Here is a 23,153-nt window from a genome sequence, read left to right on the forward strand (position 1 = left end):
TTTAATGTTGCACTTTAATTAAAAATTAACTTCCAGACCGAAAGAGTAAGTTCTGTTCGGCGCATAAGTATAATTGGTTTCACCTGTGAAGTTGTATTGAGGATCCATACCGTCCAAGTGAGAGAATAAGCCTAAATTGTCGAACGAAGCAAACACACGGACTGAACCGATATGGGCACTTCTTAACCAATTCTGAGGCAGGTTATATCCTAATGTAATGTTTTTGATAGCAAAGTAAGAAGCATCTACTAAATAACGGTCGGTCACAACGTTGGCACCTCCAATAGAGATATGCGGTACATCTGTTATGTCACCTGGTTTCTGCCAACGGCGAAGCGCATGTTTATTCCATGTGTCACCTGTATACATCACATCCATTGAACCCATATACAACGAATCGTAGACTTTGCCACCCAATGAATAAGTGGTCAAAACAGACAAGTCGAAACCTTTCCAAGAGAAATCAGTAGAGATGCTCCCATACAAATCCGGAATACGGCTTCCTAAATAATATTTGCTGGTTGCAGCCAATGACGAGTCGCTGCTGATGCGTTCATTCACTTTGTTTCCATTCTTGTCTGTATCATATACCCAATATAGTTGTGCACCTGTTGCAGGATCTACACCTGCTGATTTTGCCATATAATATGTATTGATAGGCAAGCCGACTTTGGTACTGAATACACCTGAGATGATTTCAGGTGATTCGCTGGTTAATTCCAGCACTTTATTTTTTACAGTAGACCCCATGACGCTCAAATTCCAACGGAAATCATTCGTCTGAATCAGTGTGCCACTCACTTCAAATTCGAATCCGCTGTTGCGCATGCTTCCTACGTTAGCATTGTAGTAACTGAATCCGGATGAAGTCGCCATCGGGTAATTCAGCAGCATATCCGTAGTTTTCTTGTTGTAATATTCGGCATTGATGCGTAAGCGGTGATCCAATAAAGTAGCTTCAATGCCTACATTCAGGTTGCCACTCTTTTCCCATGTAATATCTTGGTTCTGCAAAGATGAAATCAAAGCACCGATATTATTTCCGTTGGCATAGTCGAACGGATACAAGCTTTGCCATACATAATAATTAGGTACATATTTACCGAATTCTCCATCGTACTCCAAAATATTGTCGTTACCCTGCTGTCCATAGCTCAATTTCACAGATAAGTTGTTTACCCATTTGATGTCTTGCATGAACTCTTCTTCAGACATGCGCCAGTTACCGCCAATAGACCAGAATGTACCCCAACGGTGGTCTTTATGGAAACGCGACGAACCGTCTGAACGTAAAGAAGCGGAGAAATAATATTTTTCGTTGTAGTTATAATTGAAACGTCCCAACCACGATTCTACACGGTATTGTTTTGAGTAAGAGTCAGCGGATTGTAAGGTCGTACCCGGTCGCAACTCTAAGATACCGTCTACCAAATTCGATTTAGCGGCTTTCAAGAACGAATATTCATACGAGTAGAACTCATGACCGGCAAGCAAATCAATATTATGTTTCCCGAATGTACGATTCCACGTAAGCAATTGGTTGAATGTGTATGAAACGGTACGCATATTATATTTGGTTAGCAAACCGCCCGCATTCGCCTGATTGCCATGATGCATATTCATATACGACATACGTGCCTCGTTTTTGTAATCCACACCAAAGTTTACAGTCAGTTTCAATCCTTTCGCCCATTTAGCATTGTCTTTATCCGATCCGATTGTTACAAAAGTACGCACACCGGCAACATCATTTTTGATATCAGCTTTATCGTCTAACAAGCCTCCCAATGGGTTATAATCAGAATACTTAGGGCGACCGGTTTCTCCATAGTCTAATTGTGGGTTACCGTTAGCATCCAACACGTTATTTCCGTCCGCATCTTTCAGATACATAGGATAAATCGGTGCTATAAATTGAGCAGAATACCATACATTTGAGTTGGCAGCTCCCTCATAATCACTGAAATTTTGTGTTGAGTTCGACAAAGATGTGTTCAGTCCGGCTTTCACCCAATCATTGATTTCCGAACTGACATTTACACGTGCATTGTAACGTTCGAATCCAGTGCCCACCAAGATACCGTCTTCATTCAAGTACCCTAAAGAAAACATATATTTCGTCTTTTCTGTACCTCCGTTCACTGAGAGTTGGTGTTCATGACGGAAGGCATTGTTTCTCTGTACAGCATCCATCCATTGTTCATCCCAAGCGGAAACTGCATCTGCTTGCACCATACCGGTTTCCGGATTGATAATAGTCTCCCATGTATAGTTCTTAAACGGATTATATTGTTCGCCTCCCAAAGCCGATGATAAATCTGCTGAAGCCTGAGCTGAAGCATCATTCCAATTGTAACCATTATCGAACATGTAACTGTTGCGCAGACCTTCATAAGTCAATTGCACAAATTCTTTTTGGTTTACCATGTCGTAAGGTTTCAGAGCACGTGAAGACCAGCCTACCGTAGAGCGCCAAGTAATCTTCGGACGTCCTTCTTTACCTTGTTTAGTAGTAATCATAACGACACCGTTGGCGCCGCGTGCACCATACAGAGCACCTGCCGAAGCGTCTTTCAGCACTGTCATCGTTTCGATATCAGCAGGATTGATAGAAGACAAATCGCCGTCGAAAGGAATACCGTCCACTACATACAAAGGGTCTTGAGAAGCATTGATAGAGCCATATCCACGGATAATGACTTTAGAAGCCTCGCCCGGCTGTCCTGAACCAGATGTTGTCAACAAGCCAGTCGTTTGCCCTTCCAAGCCTTTAGATACATTCGTGATAGGTCGGAGCTCCAATTTTTTCCCGTCAATGTTAGAAGCCGATCCCGTAAAAGAAGACTTCTTTGCAGTACCGTAAGCAACCACCATCACTTCGTCCAACTGTTCTGCGTCAGACTTCAGCACCACTTTCATAACCGGCTGAATCTTAACCTCCTGTGTCTGCAGTCCGATGAAAGAAATCACCAAAGTTCCGGCCGAACTGATGTGTTCGTGCAATTGGCAGATTATGAACGTCTTATAAATATCTCTTCAAAGCGTTTAAGCAAAAGATAACCGGATTACGACATCCTATAGATATGTTTGGGAGGGAAAGTTTCTACCTGAAAGACGTCTTAGAAAAGTCGGTTTTTCGTTTTTTACCTGCCAGACCGTTATAGCTTTCGTCATTGAAAGTTATATCATCAGAAATTCTTCTATGTTTTTAGGCGTAATGATTTTAAAGGAGGCTTCGGGATAAGCTGTAGAAAAAGATTCCGGACACTTGTTTTTTGCTTTACGCTCGTTCCATTTGAATTCGAACGCTTGAATTATGCCGTTTTCTTCCTCGATGTAGTCAATCTCTTTTTGTTGCTGGGTGCGCCAGAACCAAGATTGTGCGAAACTATTTTGGTAAGCATTTTGTTTTAGCCGTTCAGCGATCGCGAAATTTTCCCATAATTCTCCTGCATCCGTGCGGTTTTCTATCTGTGCAAGGTTCCCGATTACAGCATTCCGTATGCCGAGATCCCAAAAATAGACCTTGCGGCTTGCCTTTAACTCATTGCGAAGATTACGTGAAAAACTGCCTAAGCGGAATACGATAAACGATTTTTCAAGAATGTCAACATAACGTTCTACCGTTTTCGAATCCAGACTTATCATATTACCGATTTCGTTGTATGATATCTGGCTGCCTATTTGCAGGGCAAGTGCCTTGAGTAAACGTATCAGCTTGTCTGGCTTGCTGATATTGTCAAGTGAAAGAATGTCCTTATACAGATAACTGTCCGAAAGTTCTTTCAATACGTTTTTTTCATCTCCCGGGTTACACACCACTTCCGGATAGTATCCGTAAACCAGACGATGGGGAATCAAACGCAATTCATCTAAGAAGTGGGTATGCCCGACCATCTCCCTGAATGTTAAGGGGAACATCTTGAATTCACGTTTACGTCCGGTCAACGGTTCGTTTACTTTCGAAGCCAATTCGAAAGAACTGCTCCCAGTAGCAATAACCTGTATATTAGGTATCTGGTCTGTAACCAGCTTGATGCGAAGTCCGATATCCGGAATGCGTTGGGCTTCATCGATTACAAGATATTTGTTGTTGCCAAGCAAAGTGCGCATACGTGTAGAGGTCATTTCATGGAATAAGTTCTGCACGTCCATATCATCCCCATTCAGCCATAAGGTGTTTTTGTTTTCACCAAGTAGCTGGTTGAGTAATGTTGATTTGCCTACCTGTCGTGCTCCCATAATGATGACTGCTTTATTCCCGCCAAGCAATGGCCGTATATTTTCTTCAAGCATCCGGTGTATCATAGTTTCAGTATTTTCCGCAAAGATAGAGATTAGGATAGTAAATCCAAAATTATTATAAGAAATTCGGATTCAATTCCGAAATTATTATAAGAAATTCGGAACGTGCTGCATACTTTTACTTTCCATTCTAATATTCCAGCCCGAATTGCCACGAAGAAACGGTATTCATACAGCCGGTTTTCTATTCCGTCTTTCACAACGTATGCTTTTCCCGCATTACATATTTGCTTCTGTTTCTTATTCTTTCCGCCTATTTCTTAGAAGCTGTTTTGAATTTCTCCAAAAAGTTTTTCTTGGCTTGATGTATCCGTTTTCGTGTGTGCTTTGGGCGATTTTTTGGTCTTTTCCGCTCCTGTTCTTCGTCAGATAGCCCGCTATCTTCCTCATAGTAAAGACGCAAAATTTTGCGTCTTTACAAAAACTCATCCCAAATCAGCGCACGATAAATTCAAAACAGTTTCTAAGTCTTGCGGTATTTGCAATCCGCTTCTGCTCCGCGATAAAAACGATGTTTTGCCCCATACAATCGGCTCTTTCAATATGCATATAAAGCCAATTAAACCAAAGCAGTATAGTTTCACAATAGTTTATATATACTGAAACTTCTGTTTTAATAGCCTGAAACTTTAGTTTCATCGCCTCAAAACTAAAGTTTCAGTATATATAAACTTCCGAAACAGCATTAGAACTTACATTTCTTTAAGTCATTCACTAAGGTTTGCGAGAAGACTTCTCCATAGATTTGCGTAGTTTTGATGCTCCGGTGCCCCAATAACTTTTGCACCGTAGTCAGTTTTGCGCCGCTATATATTAATAAGGTGGCGTTCGTATGGCGCGAAGAATGGAAAGAGAAATGCTTTTCTATCTGTGCCAGCTTGCCGATACGGATAAGGTCTTTGTTGACATCCGGATTGGGTTTCAGACGGAAGAAGCTATTTTTGTCTTCGTACTTCTCCAAAATCCGGACCGCTTTTCCTTGAAAAAGCAAGTCTAATGGAAGCTGGCTTTCCACACCGGTTTTTTGGGACTTGAATAGCAGCCAAGCATGTTTTTTATCCGGACAGACGAGGTTCTTTTCCGATAACTTCGTAAAATCAGAATACCTCAATCCGGTATAGCAACAAAATAGAAACGCGTCCAGCGAATGACACAGCGGTTTCCCTTCCAGCGCCAGTGCCAATTTTTCCAGCTTTTCCAATTCTTCGGGAAGGAGAAACACATGCCGGCTCTCGGTAGTCCGTATCTTGTATTTAGTAAAAGGAGAAGATTCCGGAGCGGCAAGCCCTTCGCGGACGGCTTCATTGTAGAACGTACGGAGGTGGAACAGATGCTTGGCAATGGTATTCGTCTTTAACGCTCTTTGCTTTAAAAACGATTCGAATTGAAGCAAGAATGCGTAATCGATGTCCGAAATGTTCAGGTGTGGACGAAACTCTTGCACGAGCGCCAACGTGGTGTTCAGGTTGTTCCGGGTGCTTCTTTTCCGCTCCGAATGTTCTACCCATTTTCTACCGAAAGCGAAAAAACGCTCTTCCGTGACTTCCGGAAGTTCCGTTTTCAGCAGTGATAAGGCAACCGCCTTTCCCTGCTTCCAGCCTTCCAGCTCCCGATATTGGAGGTTTAGAAGAAATTCGTCAAGCATCCGGTTTAACGCTTCTTCGTGCGGATGAAGCACGATTCGCCCGTGTTTCGAATCCCATTGTTCGGGCTTCACATAAATGTGGGTCGAGAAATATGCCTTTTGTCCTGTTAAATAAGCTTCAACCTGAATCAAGGCTTTCCCGTTGGCATTGAGGTGTTTTTTGCGATTGTACACCAGCCTGTAGCTAATTTTTTTCATGAATCCATTTTTTTAACGTAAGAAGTTCGATTTATCCGCAAATGCGCTCACAAGTGTCTCTTGCATCGTTTTTTGCCTATTTTAAATATCCATAGAGCCGCATATTCGTTGGCTTTTTATGCAAAAATGAAATCTTAAAGTGTTAAAAAGCGAAGGCTTTCTTATCTTTTGTTTCCAAAAGTGTACAAGTTATAAGATAAATGCTTACCTTTGCGGGCAAACTGAATTAGATAAAAGTGTTTATTTAAGGTTAAATTTAAGAGAGAATTTTTTATGAAAAGAAAATTGATGCTGTTAATGACCTGCCTGATGATAGGTTTTGGTCTGGTAAACGCGCAAGTGAAGAAGGTAACCGGTACGGTTACTTCTGACGAAGACGGTTTACCCGTAGTGGGAGCATCTGTATTGGTAAAAGGTACCACTGTAGGTACGGTTACTGATATAGATGGTAACTTTACAATTAGTAATGTGCCAAGTTCGGCCGGAACTTTGGTGATTTCTTTCATCGGATTGCAGACGCAAGAAGTTAAGATTCAGCCGGTTATGAAAGTTGTGCTGCATGCGGACACAGAGGTGTTGGACGAAGTTGTGGTGACGGCTTACGGTACAGCAACCAAGGGTACTTTTACCGGATCGGCTTCAGTAATGAAGGCAGATAAAATCGAAAAACGTCAGGTATCTAACATTACAAATGCATTAGCTGGTGCGGTTGCCGGTGTACAGATTCAAAGCTCTAACGGTCAGCCGGGTGAGGATGCGAAGGTGCGTATCCGTGGTGTCGGCTCTATCAATGCAGGTACAGACCCGTTGTACGTTGTAGACGGTATGCCGTTCGACGGTGACCTTTCTTCGTTGAATACACAAGATATCGAGAGCATGACCGTATTGAAAGACGCGGCTTCTACCGCTTTGTATGGTGCGCGTGGTGCCAACGGTATCATCATGATTACTACGAAAAAGGGTGCTTCGGGCAAAGCTCGTGTGAACTTTGATGCCAAATGGGGTGCTAACTCACGTGCCGTGACCAATTACGATGTAATTGATAGCCCGAACCAATATATGGAACTGGCTTACCAGTCGTTGAAGAATGCAGGTTTGTATAACTTGGGTTATGACGATGCTGCGGCTCACGCATACGCTAATTCTACTATTTTCCGGAATGCATCGGGTGGTGTAGGTTATCAGGTATATACGCTTCCTGAGGGTGAAGGCATGTTTACTACAGACGGACGTGTCAATCCGAACGCGAAATTAGGTTACAATGACGGTACTTATTATTATACGCCGGATGACTGGGAAAAGGAAATGTTCAAGAACAAATTGCGTCAGGAGTACAACCTGAGCGTATCAGGCGGTAATGACCGTGCTACGTTCTACTTCTCTTTGGGCTATTTGGATGACCAAGGTGTAATTGACGGTTCTGGATTCAAGCGTTACAGCGGTCGTTTGAACGGTGATTACAAGGTAAACGATTGGTTGAAAGTGGGGGCTAATGTGGCTTATAACTTTACCAATAGCCGTAATCCGGGCGAACAGACTACTACCAATTCTACGGGTAACGCTTTCTATATCGCTAACTTTGCGGCACCTATTTATCCGTTGTATGTGCGTGATGCCAATGGCAATATCATGACTAACAACGGACGTAAGGTATATGACTATGGTGACGGACAGAGTACGAACCAGAGCCGTTCGTTCATGTCTATCGCTAACCCTGCCGGTGACTTGATTTACAATAAGACCGAATACCTGATGGATATTATCAATGCCAATTGGTATGCGCAAATCACTCCGATTAAGGGACTGACCTTGACGGCGCGTTACGGTCTGCATATCGACAATACCCGTTATAACGATTTAGGTAATGCGTATATGGGACAGACTGCATCGTATGGCGGTACGGCATATCAGGCACACATGCGTACGTTCGGTTTCGACCAGCAGTATGTGGCTAACTATGCTTTTTCTATCGATGATATTCATCACATTGACTTGACTGCCGGTTACGATGGATATAGCATGGAGATGACCAACTTCTCCGGGTACGGAACTAACTTGTATAATCCGGAAAGCTATTATCTGGGTAATACGATTGATAACTGGCAGATAGGCGGTAATAAACATGAGTATGCTACTCACGGTATTTTCGCCCGTGTTAACTATTCATATAACGACAAATACATCGGTAATGTGTCTTACCGCCGTGACGCTTCTTCACGTTTTGCTCCCGATCACCGCTGGGGTGACTTCTGGGCAGCCAGTGTGGCTTGGCGTATCTCGGAAGAAGCTTTCATGGAAGACGTAGAATGGGTGAACCAATTGAAACTGAAAGCTTCGTTCGGACAGCAGGGTAATGATGACATTTTGATGGGTGACCTGACAACAAAGAACTATTATCCGTATATCGACCAATACAGCATCAGCGGTGCGAATGGTGTTTATTCGGACGGTGTGCTTTATTATAAAGGTAATCCGGATTTGACTTGGGAAACTTCTACTTCGTATAACATAGGTGTGGACTTCTCGTTGTTCAAGAACAAGCTGACCGGTACATTGGAATATTTCGGGCGTAAGTCTTCTGACATGCTTTATAACTTGCCTACCGCAGGTAGCTTGGGTTATACTTCGATGCCGGTGAATGTAGGTTCGATGACTAACTCAGGTTTTGAAATGGACTTCACTTACAACATCATTCAGAACAAGAACGTAACTTGGGACGTGAACTTAAACGCGACTTTCATCAAGAACAAAATCAATGAACTGCATGAGAACCTGAACGGACGTCTGATTGACGATACCCGTATTTACGAAGAAGGCGAGTCTATGTACCGTATGTACTTGGTGGAATATGCAGGTGTGGATGAAGAAACCGGTGAGGCTCTTTACTGGACGGCTGATAAGGATGAAAAAGGAAATATCATCGGACGGAAGAAAACCACCGATTATATGGATGCACAAAATTACCGTATTGCAACGGATGACATGATGCCTACGGTATATGGCGGTATCGGAACCAGTGTAACGGCATACGGATTCGACGCTTCTATTTCGCTTTCTTACCAGTTGGGCGGAGAAATTTACGATTCCGGTTATGCGGTTACGATGCATGGCGGTTACCAGCGTGGCGGTACAGCATGGAGCAAAGATATCTTGAATGCATGGACTCCGACCAATACTCGTACCGATGTGCCTCGTCTGGATGCGGAAGACCGTTATACTAATTCGATTTCAACCCGTTTCCTGACCAGTTCGAATTATCTGAACATCAATAACATCACCGTAGGTTATACCTTGCCGAAGAATTGGACTCAAAAGATGCAGATTGAGAAATTGCGTATCTACTTCACGGCGGACAACTTGGGCTTTATCTCGGCACGTAAGGGATTGGACCCGCGCCAAAGCTATACCAGTGCTACTACTGCCCTTTATACGCCGATCCGCACCATCTCAGGAGGTATCAACTTGACATTCTAATTGATAAAACTTAAAATTAATGAGAAAGAACATGAAAACAAAATATATTTTCGCTTCGAGCCTGCTTCTCTCCCTGGCATTTACGGGATGTCAGGACTTGGATACAGCACCGGAAGGAGATGTCGTTACGACCGACCAAAAGGAGGAGGTTTATATTCAGAATCCGGAACGTGCGGAAGCTGCCATCAATGCTATTTATTCTCAGTTTAACCAACGTATGCCGAATGCAGATGCGTTGGGACTAGAACGCCATAACGATATCGGATATCCGACCATTATGTTGGCTACGGATGCTAACGGTATGGACGTTGTAAGTGATAATAACGGTTACAACTGGCAAGGAAGCAGTTTGACTTTTGAAGACCGTGATTATACTTCATACGAAGCTCAAATGGTATGGAATGATTTGTATAACATTATTTTCTCTTCTAATAATGCCATTGCTTCATTCGATCCGGAAACCGATAACCCTACTTTCCAAATGTATTTGGGACGTGCTTACGCTACCCGCGCCTTTTGTTATTTCAACTTGGCTCAGCTGTATCAGTTTACGTATGTAGGCAATCAGGATAAACCTTGTGTGCCTTTGATTACAAACGAGAACTCGGCAGATGCTGCCGCGAACGGTGCGCCCCGTGCTACAGTCCAAGCTGTTTATGACCAGATTGAAGCCGATTTGGAAACCGGTATCAATTATTTGAAATCGGCGGAAGATGCAGGTGAGAGCCGTCCTGACCGCCGTTATATCGACCAGTCGGTGGCATACGGTATCCGTGCACGTGTGGCTTTGACCAAACAGGAATGGGCTGCAGCCGAAGAAGCTGCACAAACCGCTATTTCTTTGTCGGATGCTCGCCCGGCAACAATAGAAGAGGTGAACCATCCGACTTTCTGGGATGTTACGGAACCAGACTGGATGTGGGGCGTATTGGTAGAAGAATCAGACCCTGTGGTGTCTTCTGGTATCGTAAACTGGCCTTCACACATGGGTTCGTTTAACTATGGTTATGCTTGGTATTCAGGCGGAAAGCAAATCAACCGTGCCCTGTTCAATACCATTCCGGACACCGATGCACGTAAAGGCTGGTGGCTGAATGCTGATACGGTATCCGCTAATTTGACGGCTGCCCAACAAGCTTTGATGAAAGGATACGGTTTCGGTCCTTATACACAAGTGAAGTTCGCTCCTTATAACAATGAACTGGAAACTTCTACCAATGCGAATGACATACCGTTAATGCGTATCGAGGAAATGTACTTGATTATGGCGGAAGCTCAGGCTATGGGAGGCAATGCCGGAACAGGCCGGGCTACATTGGAAAGCTTTATCCAGACTTACCGTGATCCGGAATATACCTGCACCGCTGCTTCCGCAACGGATATTCAGGAAGAAATCTACCGCCAGCGCCGTATTGAGTTTTGGGGTGAAGGCTTGATTTGGTTTGACATCATGCGCTTGAACAAAGGTGTAGACCGCCGGGGTGCAGGTTTCCCGCAAGCCGCTTCGGTTTATAACATCGAGCCGGGTTCTGCTATTTTATTGTGGCGCATTCCGCAAAACGAAATCAACTCGAACCAGGCTTTGACCGAGGATGATAATAATCCGTCTGCTCCTGCTCCGACTCCTGTACAGGACATTACTGAGTAAAGCGTTTATTGAAATCCGATAAATAGAGGGCTGTCTCCGATGGGGCAGCCTTTTCTTGTTCTATTATGGCGTGTCGGAGAGAATAAAAGATAGGTACGTGTGATTAATTATGTAGGTTTTTCCCATGATATGGGTTTGCTGGTATCGCGGGCGGTCATGCGGACCGAAACGGGCGGTCGTGTTGGGCTACTCAGGCGGTCGTGTCGCACGATGCGGAAGCCCGTGTTGTGGATGTATTCTTTCCTTTCATATTGTTTTTATCGGGAAATCTCTTTATATTTGCGATGTGTAGAAATAGAACGAGACTGGATGAAAGAATTTGTAATATCTGAGGCGCAGACCGAAAAGGCTGTGCTGGTGGGCCTGATAACCCAGACCCAGAACGAACGCAAAACGAACGAATACTTGGACGAACTGGCTTTCCTTGCCGAAACGGCTGGGGCGGAAGTGGTGAAACGCTTTACTCAAAAGCTGGATACGCCCAACTCGGTGACGTATGTGGGTAAGGGAAAGCTGCAAGAGATAAAGGAATATTTGGAAATGCAGAACGAGAGCGAAGAGACGGAAGTAGGCATGGTTATTTTTGATGATGAGTTGTCGGCAAAGCAAATCCGGAACATCGAAAACGAACTGAAAGTAAAGATACTGGACCGTACTTCACTGATATTGGATATCTTCGCGATGCGGGCGCAAACCGCCAATGCCAAGACACAGGTAGAGCTGGCGCAATACAAGTACATGCTTCCCCGTCTGCAACGCTTGTGGACTCACTTGGAACGTCAGGGAGGCGGTTCCGGTGCCGGAGGCGGTAAAGGTTCGGTAGGGCTTCGTGGTCCGGGTGAGACCCAGTTGGAAATGGACCGCCGTATCATTCTGAACCGTATGTCTTTGCTGAAGCAACGTCTGGCGGAGATTGATACCCAGAAGTCTACCCAGCGCAAGAACCGCGGACGGTTGATTCGGGTTGCCTTGGTGGGATATACCAATGTAGGCAAGTCTACGTTGATGAACCTGCTTGCCAAAAGTGACGTGTTTGCCGAAAACAAGCTTTTCGCCACCCTCGATACCACGGTGCGCAAGGTGATTATCGATAATCTGCCTTTCCTGCTTTCCGATACGGTGGGGTTCATACGCAAGCTTCCTACCGATTTGGTCGATTCGTTCAAGTCTACCTTGGACGAAGTGCGCGAAGCCGACCTGCTGGTGCATGTGGTGGATATCTCGCATTCCGACTTCGAGGAACAGATACAGGTGGTAGACAAAACCGTTTCTGAACTGGGAGCCGGAGGAAAGCCTACGATGATTGTCTTCAACAAGATTGATGCCTATACCTACATCGAAAAAGATGCGGACGACCTGACTCCGAAGACGAAAGAGAATGTGACGCTGGAAGAACTGATGCATACATGGATGGCGAAGATGAACGACAACTGCATCTTTATTTCGGCACGCAACAAGACGAACTTGGAGGAATTGAGGCGTCTATTATATAATAAGGTAAGGGAGCTGCACGTACAGAAGTATCCGTACAATGATTTCCTTTACCAAACCTATGATGAGGAGGGCAGTTTATGAGAAACTATCGTGCGTTGACCCAAGAAGAAATCGGGCGTCTGGAGGCTCAGGCATGTACGGCGGCAGATTGGAACGACGTGCAAGTGGCAGAGGCTTTTACGCCTGATTACGTGCATCATACCCGTTTCTCCGGGAAAATACGTTTGGGGGTGTTCGAAGGTGAGTTCCGTTTGGCTGGCGGTGTCTGCAAACATGCAGGACTGTCGTATGCGGCATTGCACAATGTGACGGTAGGCGATAATTGTTTCATCGAGAATGTGAAGAATTATATAGCCAATTATGAGATAGGCGAATCGGTATTCATCGAGAATGTGGATATCATCCTGGTGGATAAGAAATCGCGTTTCGGAAACGGCGTAGAGGTTTCGGTCTTGAACGAGACCGGTGGGCGGGAAGTGATGATACACGACCGCCTTTCGGCGCATCAGGCATATATCATGGCGCTCTACCGCCACCGTCCGTTGCTTATCGGGCGGATGAAAGCGTTGATAGAAGCGTATGCCGAGGCGCATGCATCCGAAACGGGAAGCATCGGCAATCGGGTGAGCATTGTCAATTCGGGCTATATCAAGAATGTCCGCATCGGGGATTGTTGCGAGATAGAAGGCGCCGGACGCCTGAAGAACGGGACCGTCAACAGCAATGCTTCCGACCCGGTACATATCGGCTACGGCGTGGTATGCGATGATTTTATCATTTCGAGCGGGGCACATATCGAGGACGGAACCATGATAACCCGTTGTTTCGTGGGGCAGGCATGCCGCATGGGGCATAATTATTCGGCTTCCGATTCGTTGTTCTTCAGCAATTGCCAGGAAGAGAACGGCGAGGCATGCGCCATTTTTGCAGGACCTTTTACGGTGACGCACCATAAGTCGACCTTGCTGATTGCGGGCATGTTCTCGTTTATGAACGCCGGTTCCGGCTCGAACCAGAGCAACCACATGTATAAGCTGGGGCCGATTCATCAGGGAGCCATGGAACGCGGGGCAAAGACCACATCCGACTCGTACATCCTTTGGCCCGCACGTATCGGGGCGTTCTCGCTGGTGATGGGAAGGCACGTCAATCATCCGGATACGTCCGACCTGCCTTTCTCTTATCTGATAGAGGACAAGAATACAACATACTTGGCTCCCGGAGTTAACTTGCGGAGCGTGGGCACCATACGTGATGCGCAGAAGTGGCCCAAGCGCGATTTGCGTAAAGACCCGTTGCGCCTGGACCAGATAAACTATAACCTGCTCAGTCCGTATACCATCCAGAAGATGATGAAAGGAAGGGAAATTCTGAAAGAACTGGCGCGGGTATCGGGCGAGACTTCGGAAACCTACTCGTATCAGAGCGCGAAGATTAAGAACTCGGCATTGAACAAAGGCATCCGGTTCTATGAAACGGCTATCCATAAGTTCTTGGGCAATTCGGTTATCAAGCGTCTGGAAAAGATACGTTTCCAAAGCGACGAGGAAATCCGCAAGCGTCTGCTTCCGGATACGCCCGTCGGAAGCGGGGAGTGGGTGGATATTTCCGGGCTGATTGCCCCGAAGAGTGAAATCGAACGCTTGATGAGCGATATTGAGACAGGTGCCTTGTCTACAGTAGACCAGATACACGACCGGTTTGCCGATATGCATGCGCATTATTATACGTATGAATGGACGTGGGCATACGAAAAGATGTTGGAGTTCTACCGGCTGGATGCAGAGCGGATAACGGCATCCGACATTTGCGCGATTGTGCGCCAATGGCAGGAGGCAGTGGTCGGACTGGACCGTCTGGTCTACGAGGACGCGAAGAAGGAATTCTCGTTGACCTCGATGACCGGTTTCGGTGCCGATGGAAGCAAAGCTGAGCAAAAACTCGATTTCGAGCAAGTGCGTGGCGTATTCGAAAGCAATCCGTTCGTTACGGCGGTATTGGAACATATCAAAGTGAAAACGGAATTAGGTAATGAATTATTGGACCGCTTGAGCGGGCTTGTATAAATTGAAGTGTTCAAAATAGAATTAGTCTGTCATTCTGAGCGTAGCGAAGAATCTCGTACACATAAATGTGGATGTACACGAGATCCTTCACTCCGTTCAGGATGACATAAAAGAAAAAGTTTTGACTCCTTAACTACCAATTAAAAAGGAAATGTTATGAAAAAATATGTTTGGTTGGTATGCCTGATGTGCTGCATCAGCATGATGGCACAAGCCGGGAATTATCGGAAAAGAGAAGTCACTCATCCGTGTTTTGTAACGGCTAATACCTCGAAGATAGAGATAAAGAAAATAATATTAACCGATGAGCAGACGCAGGTTGATGCGGTTTTGTACGGGAAACCGGGTGAAGTTGCGGTAATCTCTTCGAATACTTGTTTGCGGAGTGCGGAACAAGAATTTCCTTTGCGTGAAGCGGGAAATGTGTCGATAGACGGGAAGACGGTTCCGGAACGGATACCGGACTCAGGCAAAATGGATATCATCCTTTCGTTTGCACCGATACCTCAGGGTGTGCATGCGGTGGATTTTGTGGAAAAAGAAGAAGGCTGGACCATTTATGGAGTGCAATTGACCGGAGTTGAGCCTTACGTTTACTTGCCCAGTTTCTTGCAAACAAGGCGTTTGGAGCAAAGCCGTGCCTTGCCTGAGCCGCAATTGAAGGCGGGAAAATCTATCATCAACGGTTATATCTTGGGATATCATCCGGATATGGACTTGGATGTCGTGTTCCGTCATTCCGATTGGCTTCTTTATAATCAATGGGGTCAGACCGTGCGGGTACGTCAGGACGGTTCGTTCCATATCGAGACTGATTTGTTATTGGCTGGAGGTGCCCATTTGCAAATCAATAAAGCCCAATTGGATTTGTTCTTGGTGCCGGGCGAAGAGATGACGGTTTATATTCATCTTCCGAAGTTGAGCATGTCGGCTTCCCGTTTGTTGAAGGATAAATACGGGCAAGAGCAAAAAGCATGGTTCGATGGCGGAGCATCCGCTTTGAATGCGGAATTGGCAACATGGGGCTATCCTTTGTCGATGAATGAAGAACCGGGCTTTGAGGATTTGACCTCCAGATTATCTGCGAATGAATATGCGAAGTATGTAAAGCATCACTATGCCAAATACGAAAAAGCATTGCAACACGATGAGAAGGTAGGGGAAGCATATCGTCAGTATGTCTTGTTGAACCTGAAGATGAATGAATTGGTCACGCTTGGAGCGAAAGGCGAGATGCCCGGCATTGTGAAATCTCCTTATTTCCGGTATGGATATGATTATACCACCTATTTGGAATACATGGAACGTGACAAAGGGCAGACGGTGGATTTGTGGGACGATGTGAAGAAAGCCCGTACGGTTTACGAGCATTTCGTGAAAGAGCGTAAGTTTTCTTCCGATGACAAGAAGCTGATGAAGAGCATTTCCCAACCCGAAATCCTGAAATACATTAAGACCAAGACGAAGACGTTGGAGGAAAAGGCATTGCTGGCAGAGTCGAGTGAAACGTATGTCGTGGCAGAGTTGGATGAAAGTGTGTCGGGGGCAGACATTTTGCCGGCTATTATTGCTCCTTATAAGGGACAGGCTGTATTGGTTGACTTTTGGGCAACGTGGTGCGGACCGTGCCGGAAGAGTATGTCTGCAATTCGTGGCTTGAAAAAGAAGTTGGAACCGAAAGACGTGGTATATATTTATCTGACCGGTCCTTCTTCACCGGAAACAGATTGGAAAACAGCCATTACGGATATAAACGGAGTGCATTACCGCCTGACGAAAGCGCAATGGGAATATCTTTGCAAGACGTACGGCATTACGGGTATTCCCGGATACCTGGTTATCAGCTACGACGGGAAGTTGCAAGACAAGTACGTAGGTTTTCCGGGCACCGATGCGTTGATGAAAGACTTGCTTCGGGCAGGAGAATGATTATGGCTTGAACGCAGAGACGCAAAAGCGCAGAAGATTACCCGTGTAGGTGTATCAACAAAGTGTCTTGTCTACTAAAAAACTCGTTTATTTAAGGAAATATTTCAATAATACTTTGTACCTTTGCTCTCAGGTAATAACTAACAATTAATTTCTAATCGATTATGGCAACAACACCAGAATTCAAGTATCAGCCGATGTTTGAGCACGGAGAAGATACTACTGAATACTATTTGCTTACGAAAGACTATGTATCGGTAAGCGAGTTCGAAGGAAAACCTATCCTGAAAGTGGAAAAAGAAGGATTGACCGCTATGGCGAATGCTGCTTTCCACGATGTATCTTTCATGTTGCGCCGTTCGCACAACGAACAGGTGGCAAAAATCCTGAACGATCCCGAAGCGAGCGAGAACGATAAGTATGTAGCGTTGACTTTCCTGCGCAATGCCGAGGTAGCTGCCAAGGGCGTATTGCCTTTCTGCCAAGATACCGGAACGGCTATTATCCATGGCGAAAAAGGCCAGCAGGTATGGACGGGCTATTGCGACGAGGAAGCCTTGTCTTTGGGCGTGTATAAGACGTATACCGAAAACAACCTGCGTTATTCGCAAAACGCTCCGTTAAGTATGTACGAAGAAGTGAATACCCGTTGCAATCTTCCGGCACAAATCGACCTGGAGGCTACTGAAGGTATGGAATACAACTTCTTGTGTGTAACGAAAGGTGGCGGTTCGGCTAACAAGACTTATCTGTATCAGGAAACTAAAGCGATTCTGAATCCGGCTACGTTGGTGCCGTTCCTGGTAGAGAAGATGAAGACATTGGGTACGGCGGCTTGTCCTCCTTATCATATCGCTTTCGTTATCGGCGGTACTTCGGCTGAAAAGAATCTGCTGACCGTAAAATTGGCTTCTACGCATTATTACGATAACCTGCCTACTACGGGTAACGAATACGGACGTGCTTTCCGCGATATCGAACTCGAAAAGCAAGTGTTGGAAGAAGCGCACCGTATCGGTCTGGGGGCACAGTTCGGCGGTAAGTATTATGCACACGATGTACGTATTATCCGTTTGCCGCGCCACGGTGCGTCTTGTCCGGTAGGTCTGGGCGTATCTTGTTCGGCGGACCGTAACATCAAGTGTAAAATCAATAAAGACGGTATTTGGATTGAAAAACTGGATTCGAATCCGGGCGAACTGATACCGGAAGCATTGCGTCAGGCGGGCGAAGGCAATGCCGTGAAGATTGACCTGAACCGTCCGATGAAGGAAATCTTGGCGGAACTTGATAAGTATCCTGTCGCAACCCGTCTGTCATTGAATGGTACAATCATTGTAGGCCGTGATATCGCTCACGCCAAACTGAAAGAACGTCTGGATAAGGGTGAAGACCTGCCGCAATACATCAAGGATCATCCGATTTACTATGCCGGTCCGGCAAAGACTCCGAAGGGAATGGCTTGCGGTTCAATGGGACCGACTACGGCAGGACGTATGGACCCGTATGTAGACCTCTTCCAAAGCCATGGCGGAAGCATGATTATGCTTGCCAAGGGTAACCGTAGCCAGGCTGTAACGGATGCCTGCAAGAAATACGGAGGCTTCTATTTGGGCTCGATAGGCGGACCTGCCGCTATCTTGGCGCAAAATAACATTAAGAGCATCGAGTGTGTGGAATATCCGGAATTGGGTATGGAAGCCATTTGGAAGATTGAAGTGGAAGACTTCCCGGCATTTATCTTGGTAGATAACAAAGGCAATGATTTCTTCAAGCAAATCAAGCCGCGTTGCACGGGCTGTAAATAAGTTTCTATAGAAGCGCAGATTAACACAGATTTTCGCGGATTATTTATAGTAAAACAAAATTGGTTTGCGAAAAAATCTTGATGTATTGTCATCCTGAACGAACGTGAAGGATCTCGTGTACATCCACGTGGACGCATCCGAGATGCTTCACGTTCGTTCAGCATGACAAATGATTTTTCGCAATTCATTTCTGATTGACTATAAAAGATAAATCCGCGAAAATCTGTGTTAATCTGCGTTTTAATTGAAGCATAAAGCTTCTGTTTCTTACCCGGCGATAAATACCGGATGGTCGGGAGTGCTTTTTCTCGGTTGGTAGGTGAAGCCTTCCCATTCGAACTTTTTAATGAGTTTAGGATCCTCTATCCGGTTTTGCAGGATGTATTTCGTCATTTCTCCCCGGCACATCTTGATATAGACGATTACCGATTTCGGCTTTCCTTCCTTATATACATAGAATTCGGGCGTGATGACACGCACTTCTTTGCATATCCGTTCCCAGTCGAACAGCTCTTTCATTTCCAAACTGGCAAGGTTGAACAAAATGCCTCCTTGTTTCTTGATTTCTCCGATAAAATAATCGGTTAATATGGGCTTCCAATAGTCGAAGACCGTGCATTCGTGTTGAGGCATGCGTACATGTCCTTCGAGCCGATAGTTCTTAATCAGGTCTAACGGGCGTAACAAACCATATAGGAAAGAGGTGATGAACAAATGCTGTTGTGCATAAGCAAAGTCTTCGGGAGTAAAGAATTTGAGTCCGATGTGTTTGAACACGATGCCTGTATAAGCGAGGATGGCTGGAAGAAAATGTCCGGTTTCTGAAGGAAAATCCAGTAAGCGTACGTATGCGTCGCTTGCCAGTTGGGTGTTGGTGCGAAGCAATTGGGCAAGCTCTGTTGCGCTATAATGAATCATGTCCAAGGCATTTTCTTGTGCTTCTTTTTCGAAAAAGGGGGTAGAAGAAAAAGGAACTTTTATCCGGCTATGCTCGGTCATGGTTTTGGAGCAGGAAATAAATAATACCATATCAATGAAGAATTAAGAATGAAGAATGAGGAATAAAGAATGAAGAATTGTTATCCGAACGGCATTCTTCATTCTTAGAAGCTGTTTTGAATTTCTCCAAAAAGTTTTTCTTGGCTTGATGCATCCGTTTTCGTGTGTGCTTTGGGCGATTTTTTGGTCCTTTCCGCTCCTGTTCTTCGTCAGATAGCCCGCTATCTTCCTCATCACAGAAGCGAAAATGCCTCAAAAACTCATCCCAAATCATCGCACGATAAATTCAAAACAGCTTCTTAATTCCTCATTCTTCATTTATTTATTTGTATTCTTGCCAGCTTTTTATCTTGATATCTTCTTGCTTCATTTGGCAGAAGGCTTCAATGAAGGCTTTTGCCAGGCGGGCGTTGGTTATCAACGGAATATTATGGTCGATGGCGCCGCGGCGTATGCGGTAACCGTTGGTCAGTTCACGTTTTGTATGGTTCTTCGGGATGTTGACAATCAGGTCGAACTTATGTCCTGCTATCATCTTCATCACGTTGTTTTCTGCATGCGGACGTTCATCGGGCCAGAATACCGGAGTCGTCGGAATGCCGTGCGAGTTGAGGAACGTTGCCGTGCCTGCGGTCGCATAAATGTGATAGCCGTGCTTGCTTAATTCCTGGCTGGCATCCAGCAGGTCGACTTTCGATTTGGTGGCTCCCGAAGAAAGCAATACCGATTGTTTCGGAATCTTATAGCCCGTGGCAATCATCGCGTTGAGCAGTGCTTCGTTGAAATCGTCTCCCAAGCATCCTACTTCACCTGTAGACGACATGTCTACGCCCAATACCGGGTCGGCGTTCTGTAAGCGCGCGAACGAGAACTGTGAAGCTTTCACGCCAATCCAGTCAATGTCAAATGCCGATTTGTCGGGCTGGGTATATGGAGCGTCCAGCATGATGCGGGTAGCCGTTTCGATGAAGTTGCGTTTCAATACTTTCGATACGAAGGGGAAGCTACGGGATGCACGCAGGTTACATTCAATTACCTTTACCTCGTTCTTGCGTGCCAGGAACTGAATGTTGAACGGACCCGATATGTTCAGCTCTTTGGCGATGCGGCGGCTCATCTTCTTGATTTGCCGTGCCGTAGAGAAGTAAATATGTTGTGCGGGGAACACAAGGGTTGCGTCACCCGAGTGTACGCCGGCATATTCGATGTGTTCCGAAATGGCATATTCCACGATTTCCCCGTGTTGTGCCACGGCATCGAATTCTATTTCCTTGGTTTCCTGCATGAACTGCGATACGACTACGGGGTATTCTTTCGATACCTCGCTTGCCATTTGCAGGTAGCGTTTCAGCTCTTCTTCATCGTAACATACGTTCATGGCTGCACCGCTCAATACATACGACGGGCGCACCAATACCGGATAGCCTACTTTTTCTACAAACTTCTCTACATCTTCCAGGCTGGTCAGCTCTTGCCATGCCGGTTGGTCGATGCCTAGTTGGTCGAGCATAGCCGAGAACTTGTTGCGGTTTTCGGCGCGGTCGATGGATACAGGCGAAGTGCCTAAGATAGGAACCGACTGGCGGTAGAGCTTCATGGCAAGGTTGTTCGGGATTTGTCCGCCTACCGATACAATGACGCCCCGCGGCTGTTCCAGGTCAATGATGTCCAATACGCGCTCGAAGGAAAGCTCGTCGAAGTAGAGGCGGTCGCACATGTCGTAATCGGTCGATACCGTTTCGGGATTGTAGTTAATCATAATCGACTTATATCCCAGTTTGCGTGCGGTCTGAATGGCATTTACCGAGCACCAGTCAAACTCTACGGAAGAACCGATGCGGTAGGCTCCTGAACCGAGCACCACTACCGACTTTTCGTTCTTGTAATAGTTGACGTCGTATTCCTGCACATCGTAAGTCATATAAAGGTAGTTCGTCAGTTCGGGATGCTCCGAAGCCACGGTGTTGATGCGTTTCACGGCAGGAAGGATGCCCAGTCTCTTACGGTATTCGCGTACGGCAAGATTTTCTTTTTCCATGTTGCCGCCTTGGGGCTTCAATACGAAGCGTGCTATCTGGAAGTCAGAGAATCCCAACCGTTTGGCTTCGCGCATCACTTCGGGCGTAATTTCTTCCAGGGTGTGATAGCTTTGCAGCTTGTGCTTGTAATCTACAATGTTTTTCAGTTTGCCGATAAACCATGGGTCTATCTTTGTCAGGTCGTAAATGCGCTGGATGTCGTACCCTTCTTCCAGTGCCTGAGCGATAGCGAAAATGCGCAGGTCGGTCGGGTTGGCGAGTTCATCGTCCAGGTTATCGAATTTTGTATGGTCATTGCCCACAAATCCATGCATGCCTTGCCCTACCATGCGCAAGCCTTTCTGGATGATTTCTTCAAATGAGCGTCCGATAGACATGATTTCGCCTACCGACTTCATGCTCGAACCGATGCGGCGCGATACGCCCACGAATTTGGTAAGGTCCCAGCGTGGGATTTTGCAGATAAGGTAATCGAGCGAGGGAGCCACGTAAGCAGAGTTGGGCGTACCCATTTCGCCGATTTCGTCCAAGGTATATCCCAATGCGATTTTAGCCGCAACAAAGGCGAGGGGATAGCCTGTCGCTTTGGATGCGAGGGCAGACGAGCGGCTCAGGCGTGCGTTCACTTCAATGATGCGGTAATCATCGGTGTCGGCATTGAATGCGAACTGGATGTTGCATTCGCCTACGATGCCCAGATGGCGTACGCATTGTTTCGATAATTCTTGCAGCATGGTCACTTGCGCCTGAGTGAGCGAACATGTAGGGGCTACTACAATCGATTCGCCCGTATGGATGCCCAGCGGGTCAAAGTTTTCCATGCTGGCTACGGTAAAGCAATGGTCGTTTGCATCGCGGATGACTTCGAATTCGATTTCTTTCCATCCTTTCAGCGACTCTTCCACCAAAATTTGAGGCGAGAAGGTGAAAGCGCTTTCAGCCAGTTCGATAAAGGCTTCTTCCGTGGGACAGATGCCGCTTCCCAAGCCGCCCAGTGCGTATGCCGAGCGTATCATCACCGGATAGCCGATGCTTCGTGCCGCGTTGATGGCGTCTTTGGTGTTCTCTACCGCATGGCTGACAGGTGTTTTCAAAGGAATTTCGTCCAGCTTCTTCACAAAGAGGTCGCGGTCTTCGGTGTACATAATGGCTTCTACCGAGGTGCCCAGCACTTCTACACCGTATTCTTTCAGCGTCCCGTTCTTATACAATTCTGTACCGCAGTTCAGCGCGGTTTGTCCTCCGAAGGCTAACAGAATGCCGTCGGGGCGTTCCTTCTTGATGATTTCCGCAACAAAATGGGGGGTGACAGGCAAGAAATATACTTGGTCGGCAATGCCTTCCGAAGTTTGTATCGTGGCGATGTTCGGGTTAATCAGTACCGAGCGGATGCCTTCTTCGCGCAATGCTTTCAAGGCTTGTGAACCTGAATAGTCAAATTCTCCCGCTTGTCCGATTTTCAGTGCGCCTGATCCCAAGACCAGGACTTTTTTCAATTCCTTTTTCATGGCATATATAGATTTAATTAATTATCAATTGTTTTTGCAA

The 23,153-nt window shown here is 46.0% G+C and carries 12 protein-coding genes; 6 read left to right on the plus strand and 6 right to left on the minus strand.

Translation table 11 applies throughout. From position 1 onward, the window contains the following. Positions 1-18: 18 nt before the first annotated feature. From BACSA_RS14405 to BACSA_RS14420, 3 genes are all read right to left on the minus strand, one after another. Positions 19-3,003 (minus strand): SusC/RagA family TonB-linked outer membrane protein, encoded by a 2,985-nt coding sequence (locus BACSA_RS14405; RefSeq protein WP_262501216.1) that lies wholly within the window; start codon positions 3,001-3,003, stop codon positions 19-21. Between the two features lie 177 nt (positions 3,004-3,180). Continuing rightward, entirely contained in the window at positions 3,181-4,308 is a 1,128-nt protein-coding gene (locus tag BACSA_RS14410; protein WP_013618770.1) for an ATP-binding protein, read from the minus strand. Positions 4,309-4,990: 682 nt separating this feature from the next. Next, on the minus strand, positions 4,991-6,148 hold the full coding sequence (locus BACSA_RS14420) for a site-specific integrase (protein ID WP_013618772.1): 1,158 nt from the start codon (positions 6,146-6,148) through the stop codon (positions 4,991-4,993). Between the two features lie 273 nt (positions 6,149-6,421). On the opposite strand from BACSA_RS14420, the gene BACSA_RS14425 reads away from it, so the two are divergent. The 6 genes from BACSA_RS14425 (at position 6,422) to BACSA_RS14450 (ending at position 18,567) form a co-directional block, all read left to right on the plus strand. Continuing rightward, complete coding sequence (locus BACSA_RS14425) at positions 6,422-9,622, plus strand: SusC/RagA family TonB-linked outer membrane protein (protein ID WP_013618773.1); 3,201 nt, start codon at positions 6,422-6,424, stop codon at positions 9,620-9,622. A 31-nt stretch (positions 9,623-9,653) separates the two neighbouring features. Beyond that, positions 9,654-11,270, plus strand: coding sequence for a RagB/SusD family nutrient uptake outer membrane protein (locus BACSA_RS14430; protein WP_041584443.1), 1,617 nt, complete (start codon positions 9,654-9,656; stop codon positions 11,268-11,270). 309 nt (positions 11,271-11,579) lie between these two features. After that, positions 11,580-12,845, plus strand: coding sequence for a GTPase HflX (gene hflX / locus BACSA_RS14435; protein ID WP_013618775.1), 1,266 nt, complete (start codon positions 11,580-11,582; stop codon positions 12,843-12,845). Further along, positions 12,842-14,830 carry a DUF4954 family protein gene (locus BACSA_RS14440; RefSeq protein ID WP_013618776.1) on the plus strand — a complete coding sequence of 663 codons (1,989 nt, stop codon included), beginning with the start codon at positions 12,842-12,844 and terminating at the stop codon, positions 14,828-14,830. The genes hflX and BACSA_RS14440 overlap by 4 nt, the downstream gene beginning before the upstream one ends. 156 nt (positions 14,831-14,986) lie before the next feature. Continuing rightward, complete coding sequence (locus BACSA_RS14445; protein WP_013618777.1) at positions 14,987-16,759, plus strand: TlpA family protein disulfide reductase; 1,773 nt, start codon at positions 14,987-14,989, stop codon at positions 16,757-16,759. Between the two features lie 164 nt (positions 16,760-16,923). Continuing rightward, a complete protein-coding gene (locus tag BACSA_RS14450; RefSeq protein WP_013618778.1) occupies positions 16,924-18,567 on the plus strand; it encodes a fumarate hydratase in 1,644 nt (547 codons plus the stop codon). Between the two features lie 267 nt (positions 18,568-18,834). On the opposite strand, the gene BACSA_RS14455 is transcribed toward BACSA_RS14450, so the two are convergent. From BACSA_RS14455 to carB, 3 genes are read right to left on the minus strand one after another with little or no spacing between them, the layout of a single operon-like run. Next, the gene (locus BACSA_RS14455; protein ID WP_013618779.1) at positions 18,835-19,596 is read right to left on the minus strand and encodes a YaaA family protein; all 762 of its coding nucleotides are present in this window, start codon (positions 19,594-19,596) and stop codon (positions 18,835-18,837) included. Between the two features lies 1 nt (position 19,597). After that, complete coding sequence (locus BACSA_RS19475) at positions 19,598-19,840, minus strand: hypothetical protein (RefSeq protein ID WP_169311460.1); 243 nt, start codon at positions 19,838-19,840, stop codon at positions 19,598-19,600. Between the two features lie 48 nt (positions 19,841-19,888). After that, on the minus strand, positions 19,889-23,113 hold the full coding sequence (gene carB, locus BACSA_RS14460) for a carbamoyl-phosphate synthase (glutamine-hydrolyzing) large subunit (RefSeq protein WP_013618780.1): 3,225 nt from the start codon (positions 23,111-23,113) through the stop codon (positions 19,889-19,891). Positions 23,114-23,153: the final 40 nt, after the last annotated feature.

The sequence above is a fragment of the Phocaeicola salanitronis DSM 18170 genome (assembly GCF_000190575.1).
Classification (GTDB): domain Bacteria; phylum Bacteroidota; class Bacteroidia; order Bacteroidales; family Bacteroidaceae; genus Phocaeicola; species Phocaeicola salanitronis.